We start from the raw sequence: 17,050 nt of genomic DNA, 5'->3' as shown, positions 1-17,050 counted from the left end.
GTCTTGCCATGATCAACGTGGCCAATCGTGCCGATGTTCACATGCGGCTTGGTGCGCTCGAATTTACCTTTTGCCATGTGATGTCTCCATTCCTGCTCGCCCGTACGGGCTCTTAATTAAGTTGCCGCAGCACCCTGCCGGGTTACGCGTATTTCTTCTGGACTTCCTGGGCGACCGCGGTCGGGACCGGCTCGTAATGGTCGAACTGCATCGTGTATGCCGCACGGCCCTGGCTCATCGAGCGCAGATTGTCGACGTACTTGAACATGTTGGCGAGCGGCACCATCGCGTTGATGACGACTGCCACGCCGCGGGCTTCCTGGCCCTGGATCTGGCCACGACGGCCGTTGAGGTCGCCGATGACACCGCCGACATAATCTTCCGGCGTCACGACCTCGACCTTCATGATCGGCTCGAGCAGCTGCACGCCGAGCTTCGGCGAAGCTTCCATAAAGCAAGCGCGGGAAGCGATTTCGAATGCGAGCACCGAAGAGTCGACGTCGTGGAAAGCGCCGTCGATCAAGGTAGCCTTGACGCCGATCATCGGGAAACCGGCAAACGGGCCGGAACCCATCTTGCTCAGCAGGCCCTTCTCGACACCCGGGATGTATTCCTTCGGGACAGCGCCGCCGACGATCTTGGACTCGAACACGAAATCCTCGCCCTCGGGGTTCGGCTCGAAGACGATCTTCACGCGAGCGAACTGCCCGGTACCACCGGTCTGCTTCTTGTGCGTGTAGTCCTGCTCGTGCCTGCGGGTGATCGTCTCGCGATAAGCCACCTGCGGCGCACCGACATTGGCCTCGACCTTGAACTCACGACGCATGCGATCGACGATGATGTCGAGGTGCAGCTCGCCCATGCCGGAAATGATGGTCTGGCCGCTTTCCTCGTCGGTCTTGACGCGGAAGGACGGATCCTCGGCAGCCAGGCGATGCAGCGCGAGGCCCATCTTTTCCTGGTCGTTCTTGGTCTTCGGCTCGATGGCGATCTGGATGACCGGATCGGGGAATTCCATACGCTCGAGGATGACCGGATGAAGCGGATCGCACAGCGTGTCGCCGGTGGTCGTGTCCTTGAGACCTGCGAGAGCGACGATGTCGCCGGCATAGGCCTCTTCAACGTCGGCACGGGAATTCGCATGCATCTGCAGCATGCGGCCGATGCGCTCTTTCTTGCCCTTCACGGTGTTGTCGACCGAGATGCCCTTGGTGAGCTTGCCCGAATAGATACGGGCAAAGGTCAGCGAACCGACGAACGGGTCGTTCATGATCTTGAACGCCAGCATCGACAGCGGCTCGTTGTCGTCGGCGTGACGCTCGATCTCGGCGTCGGTCTTGGCATCGACACCCTTGATCGCGGGCACATCGGCCGGCGACGGCAGGTATTCCACGACGGCGTCGAGCAGAGGCTGCACGCCCTTGTTCTTGAATGCCGAGCCGCAGAACATCGGGAAGAACTTGACCGCGATGGTGCCCTTGCGGATCAGCGCGCGGATCTCGTCATTCGACGGCATCTTGCCTTCGAGGTAGTTCTCAAGAGCCGTCTCGTCCATCTCGACGGCGGCCTCGATCATCTTCTCGCGGTATTCCTCGGCGCGAGCCTTGAGGTCGGCCGGGATCTCGACGACGTCCCAGGCAGCGCCCAGCGTCTCGTCGCGCCAGACCAGCGCGTTCATCTCGACCAGGTCGACGACGCCCTTGAATTCGGTCTCGGCGCCGATCGGCAGCTGCATGACGACAGCCTGCGCACCGAGGCGCGAGCCGATCATCTCGACCGAGCGGTAGAAGTCGGCGCCGGTCTTGTCCATCTTGTTGCAGAAGATCATACGCGGCACGCGGTACTTGTCGGCCTGGCGCCAGACGGTTTCCGTCTGCGGCTCCACACCGGCATTGGCGTCGAGCAGCGCGATGGCGCCGTCAAGCACGCGCAGCGAACGCTCGACCTCGATGGTGAAGTCGACGTGTCCGGGCGTGTCGATGATGTTGAAGCGGTGCATCTTGCCGTCACGACCCTTCCAGAAGGTCGTGGTCGCGGCCGACGTAATCGTGATGCCGCGCTCCTGCTCCTGCTCCATCCAGTCCATGGTCGCGGCGCCGTCGTGCACTTCGCCGATCTTGTGCGACTTGCCCGTGTAATAGAGGACGCGCTCGGTGGTCGTCGTCTTGCCGGCGTCGATATGCGCCATGATACCGAAATTGCGGTAGTCTTCGATTTTATATTCGCGGGCCATCGTAACTGCCTCTCAGTCTCTTTCGCGCTTTACCAGCGGTAGTGCGCGAAGGCGCGGTTGGCTTCAGCCATCTTGTGGGTGTCTTCACGCTTCTTCACGGCGGTGCCGCGGTTGTTGGCCGCGTCCATCAGCTCGCCGGAAAGGCGGTCGACCATGGTGGTCTCGTTGCGGTTGCGGGCCGCGGCGATCAGCCAACGAATGGCCAGCGCCTGACGGCGCTCGGGGCGCACGTCGACCGGAACCTGGTAGGTGGCGCCGCCGACGCGACGCGAACGCACTTCCACATGCGGCGCGACATTGTCGAGCGCCTGATGGAAGACGGTGACCGGCTCCTGCTTGGTCTTCGACTGGACCTGGTCGAGCGCGCCGTAGACGATGGTCTCGGCAACCGACTTCTTGCCGTCATACATGACGGCGTTCATGAACTTGGTGACGATCAGATCGCCGAACTTGGGGTCCGGATTGATCTCACGCTTTTCTGCACTGTGACGACGGGACATGGCTTTTGTCTCTCAATCTCTCATAGCCCGGCGCAGTCAAAAAAGCGCCGAAGCCGGAAAACCTTACTTCGGACGCTTGGCACCGTATTTCGAACGGCGCTGCTTGCGGTTCTTCACACCCTGCGTGTCGAGCACTCCGCGGATGATGTGGTAACGGACACCCGGAAGGTCCTTGACGCGGCCGCCGCGGATCATGACCACGGAGTGCTCCTGAAGGTTGTGACCTTCGCCGGGGATGTAACCGATCACCTCGAAACCATTGGTCAGGCGGATCTTGGCCACCTTGCGCAGCGCCGAGTTCGGCTTCTTCGGCGTCGTTGTGTAGACGCGCGTGCAGACGCCCCGCTTCTGCGGGTTCTGCTGCATGGCCGGGACCTTGTTGCGCTTCACCGGCGCAATGCGCGGCTTGCGGATCAGCTGGTTGACGGTAGGCATTAAACCCTCTTGTCTCTCAATTCCGTGTCTCGTGCCGGTCAAGGCTCGCTCAAAGCGTCATTTCCATACGCAAATTCGGGCCACAAACCGCGCCTTGCGGTCTTGCCCGAACAAATCGCAGAGGAAGCGGATACCGCTTCGTGCACGCCGGAAATGTCTTTTCGCTCGTAAAACGAACCCTGTTTGAGGCAAACTCCAAAGCGTGTCGCTTCGGAAGGGAGAGCCTCACATCGGTTCTGACTGGGCGGCTTCTACTCGCAAGCCCGCGTACCGTCAACCCCGGAGCGGCAAATATTGCATTGAAGCCGGGGCTTGGCAGCCATGCGTAAACCGCATGTAATTTTCTTTCGTAATTTTGCAAGGGCGAGGAAGAAAGTGCCAAGCCTTTAGCAAAGTGAATGGCTTTGGCTGTTGCGCGGCGCGGCTTCATGCGAAAAAGCCGCATGAACAGTCAAAGCCCCTCGCCGCGAAGGAATCGGCCCGTGAACGACAACGAGGAACGCCCGGTCACCATCATCACTGGCCGGGTGTGGAAGAGAAAAGGCGGCAAGCCGGAAGGCGTGCACGTCATGCTGGTTGCGCCCGATGACGATTCGGCGGTGCGCCGTGCGCTCGAATCGCTGGCGGCGGAGGGTTACGCCGAAGCCGAGCTCGACCAGATCGGCGACATGGAGGGCGAGCCCGACGAGGAGCCGCATCTTTCGGCCTTCCAGGGGGCGCTCGAAGGCGAAGTGTCGATCGTGACCTTCGATGTGCCGATCTGAAAGCGTGCCGGCCCTCGCCGTTCGAATCGGCGCTGGAGCCTTCCAACGAGTGAAAGGCTGCAGCTCCGGCAAAGACGGAGTTGACCTTTCGGCTTCGGCTTGCCCGGGGCAAGTGTTCTGATAAGAAGCGCTCACCATTATCCAACAGACGGAGCGGCCGTGTCCCAGCCCATCAAGATAGGCATTGTCGGTGTCGGCAAGATCGTCCGCGACCAACACCTTCCGGCGCTCGCCAAGGACCGGGACTACCGGCTGATCGCCGCTGCCAGCCGGCATGGCAAGGTTGAAGACATCCATAATTTTCCCGATATCGAGACGATGCTTGGCGCCGTTCCCGAACTCGACGCCGTCTCACTCTGCATGCCGCCGCAATTCCGCTACGCTGCGGCGCGCACCGCGCTCGAGGCGAAGAAGCACGTGTTCCTGGAAAAGCCGCCCGGCGCCACGGTCAGCGAGGTCGAGGACCTGAAGGCGCTGGCGACGAAACAGGGCGTGTCGCTGTTCGCCAGTTGGCATTCGCGCTATGCGCCGGCGGTTGAAGCGGCGCGGACTTTTTTGGCCGCGACGCAAATCAAATCAGCGGCAATCGTCTGGAAGGAAGACGTGCGCCGCTGGCACCCGAACCAGGACTGGATCTGGCAGCCAGGCGGCTTCGGCGTCTTCGATCCAGGCATCAACGCGCTGTCGATCGCGACCTACATCCTGCCCGCCATGTACATCACCTCGGCCGCGCTCGACTTCCCGGAGAACCGCGACGCGCCGATCGCCGCCCAGGTCGCCTTCCGCGCGGCGAACGGGTCGGCGGTGACGATGGATCTGGATTGGCTCCAGACCGGGCCGCAGAGCTGGGACATTCTCGCCGATACCGATGCCGGCAAGATGGTGCTCTCGGGCGGTGGCTCGAAACTCGCCATCGACGGCCGCATTGTCCATGAAGAACCGGAATCGGAATATCCTGAACTCTACAGGCGTTTCGCCGAAATCGTGCGCGCCGGCACTTCCGATGTCGATCTCGCGCCCCTCCAGCATGTCGCCGACGCCTTCATGCTCGGCAAGCGCAATGTGGTCGAGGCGTTCTTCGACTGAACAGCGACTGTCGCCCGGATCGCGGATCCGGTCCGCCTATCGCAACAACTCAATCGACAATCGCTATGGCGAACCCGTCATAGCCCTTGGCGCCGACAGTCTGGATCGCGGTGCCGTCCAGGCGCTTGTCGCCGCCGATGAAGGAGAACGCCGCGCGTGCACCTTCGACGTTGGCGTCGCGACCATCCTCGTCGAGCATCGTGCCGTCGCGGATGACGTTGTCGCAGACGATGACCGTTCCCGAGCGCGACAGCCGCATGGCCCAGGAGAGGTAGTTGGGGTTGTTAGGCTTGTCGGCGTCGATGAAAACGAGGTCGAACGGCCCGGCGTCTTCGGCCCCCAGCGCAGCGAGCGACTGCAGCGCCGGCCCGACCCGCAGATCGACCTGTTCGGAAACCCCTGCCCGCTCGAAATTCGAACGCGCGACCTTGGCGTGGTGCGGATCGAGTTCGAGCGTCACGATTTTTCCGCCGGCCGGCAATCCCCGCGCCATCCAGATGGTGGAATAACCGCCCAGCGTACCAATCTCGAGCACCTTTTTCGCGCCGCGAATGCGCACCAGCAGCGAGAGCAGCTTTCCTTGCGTCGCCGAGACGTCGATCGCCGGCAAGCCACCGTCGCGGTTGGCCGCCAGGACCGCGTCGAGAACGGGATCCCCCTCGAAGAGCGAGGAAACGATGTAGTTATCGACAGCCGTCCAGGTTTTCATGCTCATCTGCCTTCCTCGATTGTTCGTTGAAACGAAAAAGCCGCCGGGTTGCCCCGGCGGCCTTGTTGCCTGAGATTTCGTGCCGCCGCGCTTACTGCGCGGCGGTTGTCATGTCGGCCAGCATCGGCTCGGCGACTTCGACACCGGAGGCCTTGCGGCGCTCGTCGATGATCAGTTCGTCGCGCGAGGTGGCGATGCGGCGGATCTGGCTCATCGTGCCGCCGGTACCGGCCGGGATCAGCCGGCCGACGATGACGTTTTCCTTCAAGCCCTGCAGCATGTCGGTCTTGCCGGCAACCGCGGCTTCCGTCAGCACCCTGGTCGTCTCCTGGAAGGAGGCGGCCGAGATGAAGGACGGCGTCTGCAGCGAGGCCTTGGTGATGCCGAGCAGCACCGGCTGGCCTTCGGCCGGCTTCTTGCCGTCCTCGATCAGGCGCTCGTTGACCTCTTCCAGCTCGATCACGTCGACGTGGTCGCCCGGAATATAGGTCGAGTCGCCCTGCGTGGTGATCTCGACCTTCTGCAGCATCTGGCGAACGATCACCTCGATGTGCTTGTCGTTGATCGACACGCCCTGCAGACGGTAGACTTCCTGGATCTCGTTGACGAGGTAGGACGCAAGCGCCTCCACGCCCTTGATCGCCAGGATGTCGTGCGGCGCCGGATTGCCGTCGAGGATGTAGTCGCCCTTCTCGATGACGTCGCCGTCCTGGAGATGGAACGGCTTGCCCTTCGGGATCAGGTATTCGACAGGCTCAAGCGTCGAGTCATGCGGCTCGATGATGATGCGGCGCTTGTTCTTGTAGTCGCGGCCGAAGCGGATCGTACCATCGATCTCTGCGATGATGGCGTGATCCTTCGGACGACGGGCCTCGAACAGCTCGGCAACACGCGGCAGACCGCCGGTGATGTCCTTGGTCTTGGCGCTTTCCATCGGGATACGCGCCAGGACGTCGCCAGGGCGAACCTGAGCACCCGGCTCGACCGAGAGAATGGCCTCGACCGAGAGCAGGAAGCGGGCATCGCCGCCCTTCGACAGCTTGCCGACCTTGCCCTTGGCGTCCTGAACGACGATCGCCGGCTTCAGGTCGTTGCCGCGCGGCGTCGAACGCCAGTCGATGACCTCGCGCTTGGTGATGCCGGTCGACTCGTCGGCCGTTTCCTGGACGGAAATGCCGTCGACCAGATCCTCGAACGCCACCTTGCCCTCGATTTCGGTGAGGATCGGGCGGGTGTAAGGATCCCATTCGGCGATGCGCTGGCCGCGCTTCACCTTGTCGCCATCGTCCACGAAGATGCGCGAACCATAGGTGACGCGGTGCGTGGCGCGCTCCTTGCCGGCCTCGTCGAGGATCAGCACCGCCATGTTGCGGCCCATGACCATCTGCTGGCCGTCCGAGTTGCGCACCACGTTGCGGTTGCGGATCTCGACCTTGCCCTCATAGGAGGCTTCAAGGAACGAGCTATCCACCACCTGCGCCGTACCGCCCATGTGGAAGGTACGCATGGTGAGCTGGGTGCCCGGCTCGCCGATCGACTGCGCCGCGATGACGCCGACGGCCTCGCCCTGGTTGACCGGGGTGCCACGGGCCAGATCGCGTCCGTAGCAGACCGCGCAGACGCCGACCCGGACTTCGCAAGTCAGCGCCGAGCGGATGCGGACCGACTGCACGCCGGCCTTCTCGATCTGCTCCACGTCGCGCTCGTCCATCAGCGTTCCGGCCTTGACCAGCAATTCGCCGGTCACCGGATGGTTGATGTCGTCGAGCGCGGTGCGGCCCAGCACGCGCTGGCCGACCGAAGCGACGACCTGACCGGCATCGACGATCGGCTGCATGGTGAGGCCCTTGTCGGTGCCGCAATCCACGGAGTTGACGATGCAGTCCTGCGCCACGTCGACCAGACGACGGGTGAGGTAGCCCGAGTTCGCCGTCTTCAAGGCGGTGTCTGCCAGGCCCTTGCGGGCGCCGTGGGTCGAGTTGAAGTACTCGAGCACGGTCAGGCCTTCCTTGAAGTTCGAGATGATCGGCGTCTCGATGATTTCACCCGACGGCTTGGCCATCAGGCCGCGCATGCCGGCGAGCTGGCGCATCTGGGTGGGCGAGCCACGCGCACCGGAGTGCGACATCATGTAAATCGAGTTCATCGGCTTCTGACGGCCATTGTCCTCGAACTCGACCGCCTTGATGCGGGCCATCATTTCGTCGGCGACCTTTTCCGAGCACTTGGCCCAGGCGTCGACGACCTTGTTGTACTTCTCGCCCTGCGTGATCAGGCCGTCATTGTACTGCTGCTCGTATTCCTTGGCCAAGGCCTCGGTGTCCGACACCAGCTTGATCTTGGTATCCGGGATCAGCATGTCGTCCTTGCCGAACGAAATGCCGGCACGGCAGGCATGGGCGAAACCGAGCGCCATGATGCGATCGCAGAAAATGACCGTCTCCTTCTGACCGCAATGGCGGTAGACGGTGTCGATCATCTTGGAGATGTTCTTCTTGGTCATCTCCTGGTTGGCGGTCTCGTAAGGCACGTTGACGTTCTTCGGCAGAAGCTCGCCGATGATCATGCGGCCCGGCGTGGTGTCGTAGATCTTCGACACGACCTTGCCCTCGGCGTCGACCGAGCGGAAGCGGCCCTTGATCTTGGCGTGCAGGGTCACCGCCTTGGTCTCGAGCGCGTGCTGGAGTTCGCCCATGTCGGCAAACACCATGCCCTCGCCCGGCTCGTTCTGGTTGACGATCGAGAGGTAGTAGAGACCCAGAACCATGTCCTGCGACGGCACGATGATCGGCGCGCCGGAAGCCGGGTGCAGGATGTTGTTGGTTGACATCATCAGCACGCGGGCTTCCAACTGCGCTTCCAGCGACAGCGGCACGTGGACCGCCATCTGGTCGCCGTCGAAGTCGGCGTTGAAGGCCGTGCAGACCAGCGGATGCAGCTGGATCGCCTTGCCTTCGATCAGGATCGGCTCGAACGCCTGGATGCCGAGGCGGTGCAGCGTCGGCGCGCGGTTCAAGAGCACCGGATGCTCGCGGATGACCTCGTCGAGGATATCCCAGACTTCCGGACGCTCCTTCTCGACCAGCTTCTTGGCCTGCTTGACGGTCGAGGAGTAACCCTTGGCGTCGAGGCGGGCGTAGATGAAGGGCTTGAACAGTTCGAGCGCCATCTTCTTGGGCAGGCCGCACTGGTGCAGCTTGAGCTCCGGACCGGTGACGATGACCGAACGGCCGGAATAGTCGACGCGCTTGCCGAGCAGGTTCTGGCGGAACCGGCCCTGCTTGCCCTTGAGCATATCCGACAGCGACTTCAGCGGACGCTTGTTGGCGCCGGTGATGACGCGGCCACGGCGGCCGTTGTCGAACAGCGCGTCGACGGCTTCCTGCAGCATGCGCTTTTCATTGCGCACGATGATGCCGGGGGCACGCAACTCGATCAGCCGCTTCAGACGGTTGTTGCGGTTGATGACGCGTCGATAGAGATCGTTGAGGTCCGACGTCGCGAAACGTCCGCCGTCCAGCGGGACGAGCGGGCGCAGGTCCGGCGGAATCACCGGAACCACCTTCATGATCATCCATTCCGGACGGTTGCCGGACTCCATGAAGTTCTCGACGACCTTGAGCCGCTTCAGATACTTCTTCTGCTTCAGCTCGGACGTGGTCGAAGCCAGCTCCGAACGCAGGTCGCCGGCGATCTTCTCCAGGTCCATGCCGGCCAGAAGGTCATGAATGGCCTCGGCGCCGATCATGGCGGTGAAGCTATCCTCGCCATATTCGTCGACGGCGATCATGTACTCTTCCTCGCTGAGCAGCTGGTGCTCCTTCAGCGCGGTGAGGCCGGGTTCGGTGACGATGTAGTTCTCGAAGTAGAGGACGCGCTCGATGTCCTTCAGGGTCATGTCGAGCAGCGTGCCGATGCGCGAGGGCAGCGACTTCAGGAACCAGATATGGGCGACGGGTGCCGCCAGCTCGATATGGCCCATGCGCTCGCGGCGAACGCGCGACAGCGTGACTTCGACACCGCACTTTTCGCAGATGACGCCCTTGTACTTCATGCGCTTGTACTTGCCGCACAGGCACTCGTAGTCCTTGATCGGGCCAAAAATGCGCGCGCAGAACAGACCGTCACGCTCCGGCTTGAAGGTGCGGTAGTTGATGGTCTCCGGCTTCTTGATCTCGCCGAACGACCAGGACAGAATCTTCTCAGGGCTGGCGAGCGATATCCGGATGGAATCGAACACCTGCGCCGGCGCCTGGGGATTGAAGAGATTCATGACCTCTTGGTTCATGCCGTTCTCCTTTCGGGGTCCTCGAAAACCCCTTGCATCTGATGCGGGGCAAATGCCCGCTGAGTGGTCGGCCCACCGGCCGAAGAATTTGGTGCACCCGGTCGCGGGAGCCTCTCCCGCGACCGGGTGTCTTGTTTATTCCGCTGCGTCGGGCAGCCGAACCGGGGCTTCGTCGAGCTTGGTGTTCTCCAATTCGACGTTGAGGCCGAGCGACCGCATCTCCTTGACGAGAACGTTGAAGCTCTCGGGAATGCCGGCCTCGAAGGTGTCGTCACCGCGGACGATCGCCTCGTAGACCTTGGTGCGGCCAGCGACGTCGTCCGACTTCACCGTCAGCATTTCCTGCAGCGTATAGGCGGCGCCGTAGGCTTCCAGCGCCCAGACCTCCATTTCGCCGAAGCGCTGGCCGCCGAACTGCGCCTTGCCGCCCAGCGGCTGCTGGGTGACGAGCGAGTACGGACCGATCGAACGCGCGTGGATCTTGTCATCCACGAGGTGGTGAAGCTTGAGCATGTAGATGTAGCCCATCGTCACCTTGCGATCGAACGGCTCGCCGGTGCGTCCGTCATAGAGCTGCGACTGACCGCTGGTGTGCAGGCCCGCCTGCTCCAGCATGACGTTGATGTCGGCCTCGTGCGCGCCGTCGAACACCGGGGTTGCGATCGAGACGCCGCGGCGCATCTGCTCGCTCAGGCGAACGATGCTCTCGTCGTCATACTCGCGGACCGGCTCGTTGCGGTCGTTGGCGGGCATGAAGCTCTCCAGCGTCTTGCGCAGCGGCTTGATGTCGCCGGCAGACTTGTAGGCGTCGATCATCTCGCCGATCTTCCTGCCCATTCCGGCGCAAGCCCAGCCCAGATGCGTTTCCAGGATCTGGCCGACATTCATGCGGCTCGGCACACCCAGTGGGTTGAGCACGATATCGGCATGCGTGCCGTCCTCGAGGAAAGGCATGTCCTCGACCGGAACGATGCGCGACACGACACCCTTGTTGCCGTGACGGCCGGCCATCTTGTCACCCGGCTGCATCTTGCGCTTCACCGCCACGAAGACCTTGACCATCTTCATGACGCCCGGAGGCATTTCGTCGCCGCGCTGCACCTTCTCGACCTTGTCCATGAAGCGCTGTTCGAGTGCCTTCTTGGAATCGTCGTACTGGCCGCGCAGGGCTTCCAGTTCGCTCTGGAGCTTTTCGTTCTCCACGGCGAACTGCCACCACTGCGAACGCGGATACTCGTCGAGCGTGTCCTTCGACAGCGTCGAGCCCTTCTTGAAGCCCTTCGGTCCGGCGATCGCTTCCTTGCCGACGAGCACGTCGGAAAGGCGCGCGTAGACGTTGCGATCCAGGATCGCCTGCTCGTCGTCACGGTCCTTGGCGAGGCGTTCGATCTCCTCGCGCTCGATCGCCATGGCGCGCTCGTCCTTCTCCACACCGTGGCGATTGAACACGCGCACCTCGACGACGGTGCCGAAGGTGCCCGGAGGCATGCGCATCGAGGTGTCGCGCACATCGGATGCCTTTTCGCCGAAGATGGCGCGCAGAAGCTTTTCTTCCGGCGTCATCGGGCTTTCGCCCTTCGGCGTGATCTTGCCGACCAGGATATCGCCCGGCTGAACTTCGGCACCGATATAGACGATGCCGGCTTCATCGAGGTTCTTCAGCGCTTCTTCCGAGACGTTCGGAATGTCGCGCGTGATTTCCTCCGGTCCGAGCTTGGTGTCGCGCGCCATGACCTCGAACTCCTCGATGTGGATCGAGGTGAAGACGTCGTCGGCGACGATGCGCTCGGACAGGAGGATCGAGTCCTCGTAGTTGTAGCCGTTCCACGGCATGAACGCGACCAGCACGTTGCGGCCGAGAGCCAGATCGCCGAGCTCGGTCGAAGGACCGTCCGCGATGATGTCGCCCTTGTTGACCCGGTCGCCCATGCGCACCAGCGGACGCTGGTTGATGCAGGTGTTCTGGTTCGAACGCTGGAACTTCATCAGCCGGTAGATGTCGACGCCGGACTTGCCCGGATCGAGGTCTTCCGTGGCGCGGATGACGATACGCGTCGCGTCCACCTGGTCGACGATGCCGCCGCGGCGGGCGCCGATGGCGGCGCCCGAATCACGGGCGACAATCGGCTCCATGCCGGTGCCGACGAACGGCGCTTCGGCGCGCACCAGCGGCACGGCCTGGCGCTGCATGTTCGAGCCCATCAGCGCGCGGTTGGCGTCGTCGTTCTCAAGGAACGGGATCAGGGCCGCGGCCACCGACACCATCTGCTTGGGCGAAACGTCCATCAGGTCGACGTTTTCGCGCGGCGCCATCATCACTTCGCCGGCACTGCGGCAAATGACGAATTCGTCGACAAAGCGACCATCCTTGTCGAGCTCGGCATTGGCCTGCGCGACATGGTGCTTGGCCTCTTCCATCGCCGACAGATAGACGACGTCATTGGTCAGCTTGCCGTCGACGATCTTGCGGTACGGGCTCTCGATGAAGCCGTACTTGTTGACGCGCGCGAAGGTGGCGAGCGAGTTGATCAGGCCGATATTCGGGCCTTCCGGCGTCTCGATCGGGCAGATGCGGCCGTAATGCGTCGGGTGCACGTCGCGCACCTCGAAGCCGGCGCGCTCGCGGGTCAGACCACCCGGTCCAAGCGCGGAGAGACGGCGCTTGTGGGTGATCTCCGACAGCGGGTTGGTCTGGTCCATGAACTGCGACAGCTGCGAGGAACCGAAGAACTCGCGCACGGCGGCAGCCGCCGGCTTGGCGTTGATCAGGTCCTGCGGCATGACCGTGTCGATCTCGATCGAGGACATACGCTCCTTGATCGCGCGCTCCATGCGCAGCAGGCCGACGCGGTACTGGTTTTCCATCAGCTCGCCGACCGAACGCACGCGGCGGTTGCCGAGATTGTCGATGTCGTCGATCTCGCCCTTGCCGTCACGCAGTTCGACCAGCGTCTTGACCACGGCCAGGATGTCGTCCTTGCGCAATACACGCACGGTGTCCTCGGCCTTGAGTTCGAGGCGCATGTTCATCTTGACGCGGCCAACGGCGGACAGGTCGTAGCGCTCGCTGTCGAAGAACAGCGAGTTGAACATGGCTTCAGCGGTTTCGAGCGTCGGCGGCTCGCCGGGGCGCATGACACGATAGATGTCGAACAGCGCGTCCTGGCGGCTCTCGTTCTTGTCGACGGCGAGCGTGTTGCGGATGTAGGCGCCGACATTGACGTGATCGATGTCGAGTATCTGGATCTCGTCCTCGCCGGTGCCAAGCAGCACCTTCAGCGTCTTGTCATCGATCTCGTCGCCGGCCTCGAGGAAGATCTCGCCGGTGGCGTAATTGACGATGTCCTCGGCGAGATAGTTGCCGAGCAGGTCCTCGTCGGTCGCCTTGATCGCCTTCAGGCCCTTTTCGCCGAGCTGGCGGGCCTGGCGGGCGGTGATCTTCTTGCCGGCCTCGACAACGACCTCACCCGTGTCGGCGTCGACCAGGTCGCCGACGGCCTTCAGGCCGCGGAAACGATCCACGTTGAACGGAATGCGCCAGTGATCGCCGGCGCGCTTGTAGGTGATCTTGTTGTAGAAGGTCGACAGGATCTCTTCGCCGTCCATGCCGAGCGCCATCAGCAGCGACGTCACCGGAATCTTGCGGCGACGGTCGATGCGGGCGTGCACGACGTCCTTGGAATCGAACTCGATGTCGAGCCACGAACCGCGATAGGGGATGACGCGCGCGGCAAACAGGAGCTTGCCCGACGAGTGCGACTTGCCCTTGTCGTGGTCGAAGAAGACGCCCGGCGAGCGGTGCATCTGCGAGACGATGACGCGCTCGGTGCCGTTGACGATGAAGGTGCCGTTCGAGGTCATGAGCGGCATGTCGCCCATGTAGACGTCCTGCTCCTTGATGTCCTTGATCGACTTCGCGCCGGTATCCTCGTCGATATCGAACACGATCAAGCGCAGCGTCACCTTCAGCGGTGCGGCATAGGTGAGGTCGCGCTGACGGCATTCGTCAACGTCGAATTTCGGTCCTTCGAACTCGTACTTCACGAACTCCAGCATCGAGGAGCCGGAAAAATCGGAGATCGGGAAGACCGACTTGAAAACAGCCTGCAGTCCCTCGTCCGGACGTCCGCCCTTAGGCTCGTCCACCATCAGGAACTGGTCATAGGACGCCTTCTGAACCTCGATGAGGTTCGGCATCTCCGCAACTTCCGGGATCTTTCCGAAGAACTTGCGTACGCGTCTGCGGCCATTGAAAGTCTGGGTCTGGGCCATCGTCGCTCCTTAGCTCTAAACTCGGGGCGAGCCTCGCCGCGGCTCGCCTTGCATCCGAACCGCCTGGGCAGCGGCTCTCTGTCTGTTCTCCGGCCCCATTACCAAACTACTTGGCGGGCGGCCGGCTAAAACGGGAGAAAACCCGTTTCCTGAGAGCCGGTTTTCGGCCCTCAGGAAAGAGGTTTTCGTGCATCTCGCGCTACGCAGCCTCCCCAGGTCGCCCGAGGGAGTGGCGGACGGCGCGAGGCCGTCCGCCGATTGTTACGCTTACTTCAGCTCGACCTTGGCGCCGGCTGCTTCCAGCTGGGCCTTGAACTTGTCGGCGTCGGCCTTGGAAACGGCTTCCTTGACCGGCTTCGGAGCCGCTTCGACCAGGTCCTTGGCTTCCTTGAGGCCAAGGCCGGTGATGGCGCGGACTTCCTTGATGACGTTGATCTTCTGGGCGCCGGCGTCGGTGAGGACGACGTCGAATTCCGTCTTTTCCTCGACCGGAGCAGCGGCAGCGGCAGCACCGCCGGCAGCGGCAACAGCCACCGGAGCAGCAGCCGAAACGCCCCACTTTTCTTCCAGAAGCTTCGACAGCTCAGCCGCCTCGAGGACGGTCAGCTTCGAAAGGTCGTCTACGATCTTTGCGAGATCAGCCATTGTTGTATTCCTTCATAAGGTTCGAACGTGTGTTTGTGATAGCGAGGAACGGCCTCATGCCGCCTCGTCCTTCCGGGCGTAAGCGCCGATGACACGCGCGACCGAAGCCGCGGGCGCATTGACGATCTGGGCGATCCGGGTTGCCGGCGTGGCGATCATGCCAACCAGCCTGGCGCGCAGCTCGTCGAGCGACGGGAGTGTGGCGAGTGCCTTCACACCGTCGGCGTTGAGCGAGGTGGTGCCCATTGCGCCGCCGAGAATGACCAGCTTGTCATTCCCCTTGGCGAAATCGGACGCGACCTTCGGCGCCGCAATCGGATCCTCCGAATAGGCGACCAGCGTCTGTCCCTTGAACAGATCGATGATCGATGCGGAGTCCGTGCCCTGAAGAGCGATTTTGGCGAGACGGTTCTTCGCGACTTTAACGGTGCCACCGGCAGCGCGCATTTTCGACCGGAGGTCGTTCATTTGCGCGACGGTGATACCGGCATAGTGGGCCACGACCACTGAACCCGCGTTCGAGAACGCATCGTTCAGGCCCGTGACGAGTTCGCGTTTTTCCGCTCTGTCCACTGCCTATCTCCAGTTGACCCCCACCCTGCTAACGGGAACATTCCCATTCACGAGGACAGGCGTCGGGTTGCCTTTTGCCGGCCGGGCCATCCAGTAACGGATCTCCCGAACAGCGCTCGAGGATCCTGCCCCCTTTCGCCACATCGCCGGCAAGCCGGACGATGCGCAGACAAAAGGCAAACACGGTTCGAACCTTTCATTGGAGCGCTTGCTCCGTTGTCAGGTCTTCACCCGTCTCATGCAGGCCCACATGAATTAAGGCCCCCCTTTTCAATCAAGGCCGGGCCGCCTGCAATCTCGGACAGGATGTCCGGAAACCTTTCGGCTCCCGGTACCGGGCCCAGAACGATCCAGGCCCGGAATTCACTTACGGATCGGCCCGTTCAGCGGCCGATCCAAACGGTTAATCAGGACGCCGCGAGCGTCGAGACGTCGAGCTTGAGGCCCGGGCCCATCGTCGAGGTGACGGACACCTTCTTGACGTAGTTGCCCTTGGCGCCAGCCGGCTTTGCCTTGGTCACCGCATCGGCGAAGGCGCGGACGTTTTCTTCCAGCGCCTTGACGTCGAACGAGACCTTGCCGACGCCGGCGTGAACGATGCCGGCCTTCTCAACGCGGAACTCCACAGCGCCGCCCTTCGATGCCTTGACGGCGGCCGCGACGTCGGTGGTGACGGTACCGACCTTCGGGTTCGGCATCATGCCGCGCGGGCCGAGCACTTTGCCCAGACGGCCGACGAGCGGCATCATGTCCGGCGTGGCGATGCAGCGATCGAAATCGATCGTGCCCTTCTGGACGATGTCGACCAGGTCCTCCGCGCCGACGATGTCGGCGCCGGCGGCCTTGGCTTCCTCGGCCTTGTCGCCACGGGCGAACACGGCGACGCGGACCGAGCGGCCGGTGCCGTTCGGCAGGTTGACCACGCCGCGGACCATCTGGTCGGCATGGCGAGGATCAACGCCGAGATTCATCGCGACTTCGATCGTCTCGTCAAACTTGACCGTCGAGCGATCCTTGAGCAGCTTCAGCGCGTCACCCAAGGTATAAGCCTTGTTGGGATCGATGCCTTCGCGGGTCTTCGATACACGCTTTGCAATCTTTGCCATGATCTCAGCCCACCACTTCCAGACCCATCGAGCGGGCGGAGCCCTCGACCATGCGCATGGCCGCCTCGACGTCGTTTGCGTTCAGATCCTTCATCTTCTGCTCGGCGATGGCGCGGACCTTGTCGCGGCCGATCGTGCCGGCCTTGACCTTGCCCGGCTCCTTGGAGCCCGACTTCAGGTTAGCGGCCTTCTTCAGGAAGTAGCTCACCGGCGGCGTCTTCATGACGAAGGTGAACGACTTGTCCTGATAGTAGGTGATGACGACCGGAATCGGCGATCCCTTTTCCATTTCCTGGGTCTGCGCGTTGAACGCCTTGCAGAACTCCATGATGTTGATGCCGCGCTGACCAAGCGCCGGGCCGATCGGGGGCGACGGCGTAGCCGAGCCCGCGGCAACCTGGAGCTTGAGCTGGCCTGCAATTTTCTTAGCCATCTCTAT

The 17,050-nt window shown here is 62.6% G+C and carries 12 protein-coding genes and 1 pseudogene; 2 read left to right on the top strand and 11 right to left on the bottom strand.

The genetic code is table 11. The features are described from left to right. The 4 genes and pseudogenes from FJ973_RS28695 to rpsL form a co-directional block, all read right to left on the bottom strand. Nucleotides 1-77: pseudogene (locus FJ973_RS28695) on the bottom strand (elongation factor Tu); the annotation flags it as partial. Between the two features lie 65 nt (nt 78-142). After that, nucleotides 143-2,233, bottom strand: a complete 2,091-nt coding sequence (fusA, locus tag FJ973_RS28690) for an elongation factor G (protein WP_140558709.1) — start codon at nt 2,231-2,233, stop codon at nt 143-145. A gap of 29 nt (nt 2,234-2,262) precedes the next feature. Then, nucleotides 2,263-2,733, bottom strand: a complete 471-nt coding sequence (rpsG, locus tag FJ973_RS28685) for a 30S ribosomal protein S7 (RefSeq protein ID WP_008875664.1) — start codon at nt 2,731-2,733, stop codon at nt 2,263-2,265. A gap of 63 nt (nt 2,734-2,796) precedes the next feature. Next, the gene (rpsL, locus tag FJ973_RS28680; protein WP_006333356.1) at nt 2,797-3,168 is read right to left on the bottom strand and encodes a 30S ribosomal protein S12; all 372 of its coding nucleotides are present in this window, start codon (nt 3,166-3,168) and stop codon (nt 2,797-2,799) included. Nucleotides 3,169-3,650: 482 nt separating this feature from the next. Between rpsL and FJ973_RS28675 the strand changes: the two genes are divergently transcribed. Continuing rightward, entirely contained in the window at nt 3,651-3,932 is a 282-nt protein-coding gene (locus FJ973_RS28675; RefSeq protein ID WP_140501636.1) for a transcriptional regulator, read from the top strand. 159 nt (nt 3,933-4,091) lie between these two features. After that, the gene (locus FJ973_RS28670) at nt 4,092-5,018 is read left to right on the top strand and encodes a Gfo/Idh/MocA family oxidoreductase (protein ID WP_140558708.1); all 927 of its coding nucleotides are present in this window, start codon (nt 4,092-4,094) and stop codon (nt 5,016-5,018) included. A gap of 49 nt (nt 5,019-5,067) precedes the next feature. Here FJ973_RS28670 and FJ973_RS28665 read toward each other — a convergent pair whose 3' ends face one another. The 7 genes from FJ973_RS28665 to rplK all read right to left on the bottom strand — a co-directional run bounded on the left by FJ973_RS28665 (nt 5,068) and on the right by rplK (nt 17,044). Next, a complete protein-coding gene (locus tag FJ973_RS28665) occupies nt 5,068-5,733 on the bottom strand; it encodes an O-methyltransferase (RefSeq protein WP_140558707.1) in 666 nt (221 codons plus the stop codon). An 85-nt stretch (nt 5,734-5,818) separates the two neighbouring features. Beyond that, the gene (gene rpoC / locus FJ973_RS28660; protein WP_140501630.1) at nt 5,819-10,015 is read right to left on the bottom strand and encodes a DNA-directed RNA polymerase subunit beta'; all 4,197 of its coding nucleotides are present in this window, start codon (nt 10,013-10,015) and stop codon (nt 5,819-5,821) included. 135 nt (nt 10,016-10,150) lie between these two features. Continuing rightward, entirely contained in the window at nt 10,151-14,287 is a 4,137-nt protein-coding gene (gene rpoB / locus FJ973_RS28655; RefSeq protein ID WP_140501628.1) for a DNA-directed RNA polymerase subunit beta, read from the bottom strand. Between the two features lie 267 nt (nt 14,288-14,554). Continuing rightward, entirely contained in the window at nt 14,555-14,932 is a 378-nt protein-coding gene (gene rplL / locus FJ973_RS28650) for a 50S ribosomal protein L7/L12 (protein WP_027146630.1), read from the bottom strand. A gap of 54 nt (nt 14,933-14,986) precedes the next feature. Then, a complete protein-coding gene (gene rplJ, locus FJ973_RS28645; protein WP_140515456.1) occupies nt 14,987-15,505 on the bottom strand; it encodes a 50S ribosomal protein L10 in 519 nt (172 codons plus the stop codon). Nucleotides 15,506-15,912: 407 nt separating this feature from the next. Then, on the bottom strand, nt 15,913-16,611 hold the full coding sequence (gene rplA, locus FJ973_RS28640; protein ID WP_140501624.1) for a 50S ribosomal protein L1: 699 nt from the start codon (nt 16,609-16,611) through the stop codon (nt 15,913-15,915). 4 nt (nt 16,612-16,615) lie between these two features. Continuing rightward, complete coding sequence (gene rplK / locus FJ973_RS28635) at nt 16,616-17,044, bottom strand: 50S ribosomal protein L11 (protein WP_140501622.1); 429 nt, start codon at nt 17,042-17,044, stop codon at nt 16,616-16,618. Between the last annotated feature and the right edge of the window lie 6 nt (nt 17,045-17,050).

Source organism: Mesorhizobium sp. B2-1-3 (assembly GCF_006442495.1).
In the GTDB taxonomy this organism is placed as follows: Bacteria; Pseudomonadota; Alphaproteobacteria; order Rhizobiales; family Rhizobiaceae; genus Mesorhizobium.
Note: the sequence above shows the minus strand (reverse complement) of the source record. Positions and strands in the feature narration are given on the sequence as shown.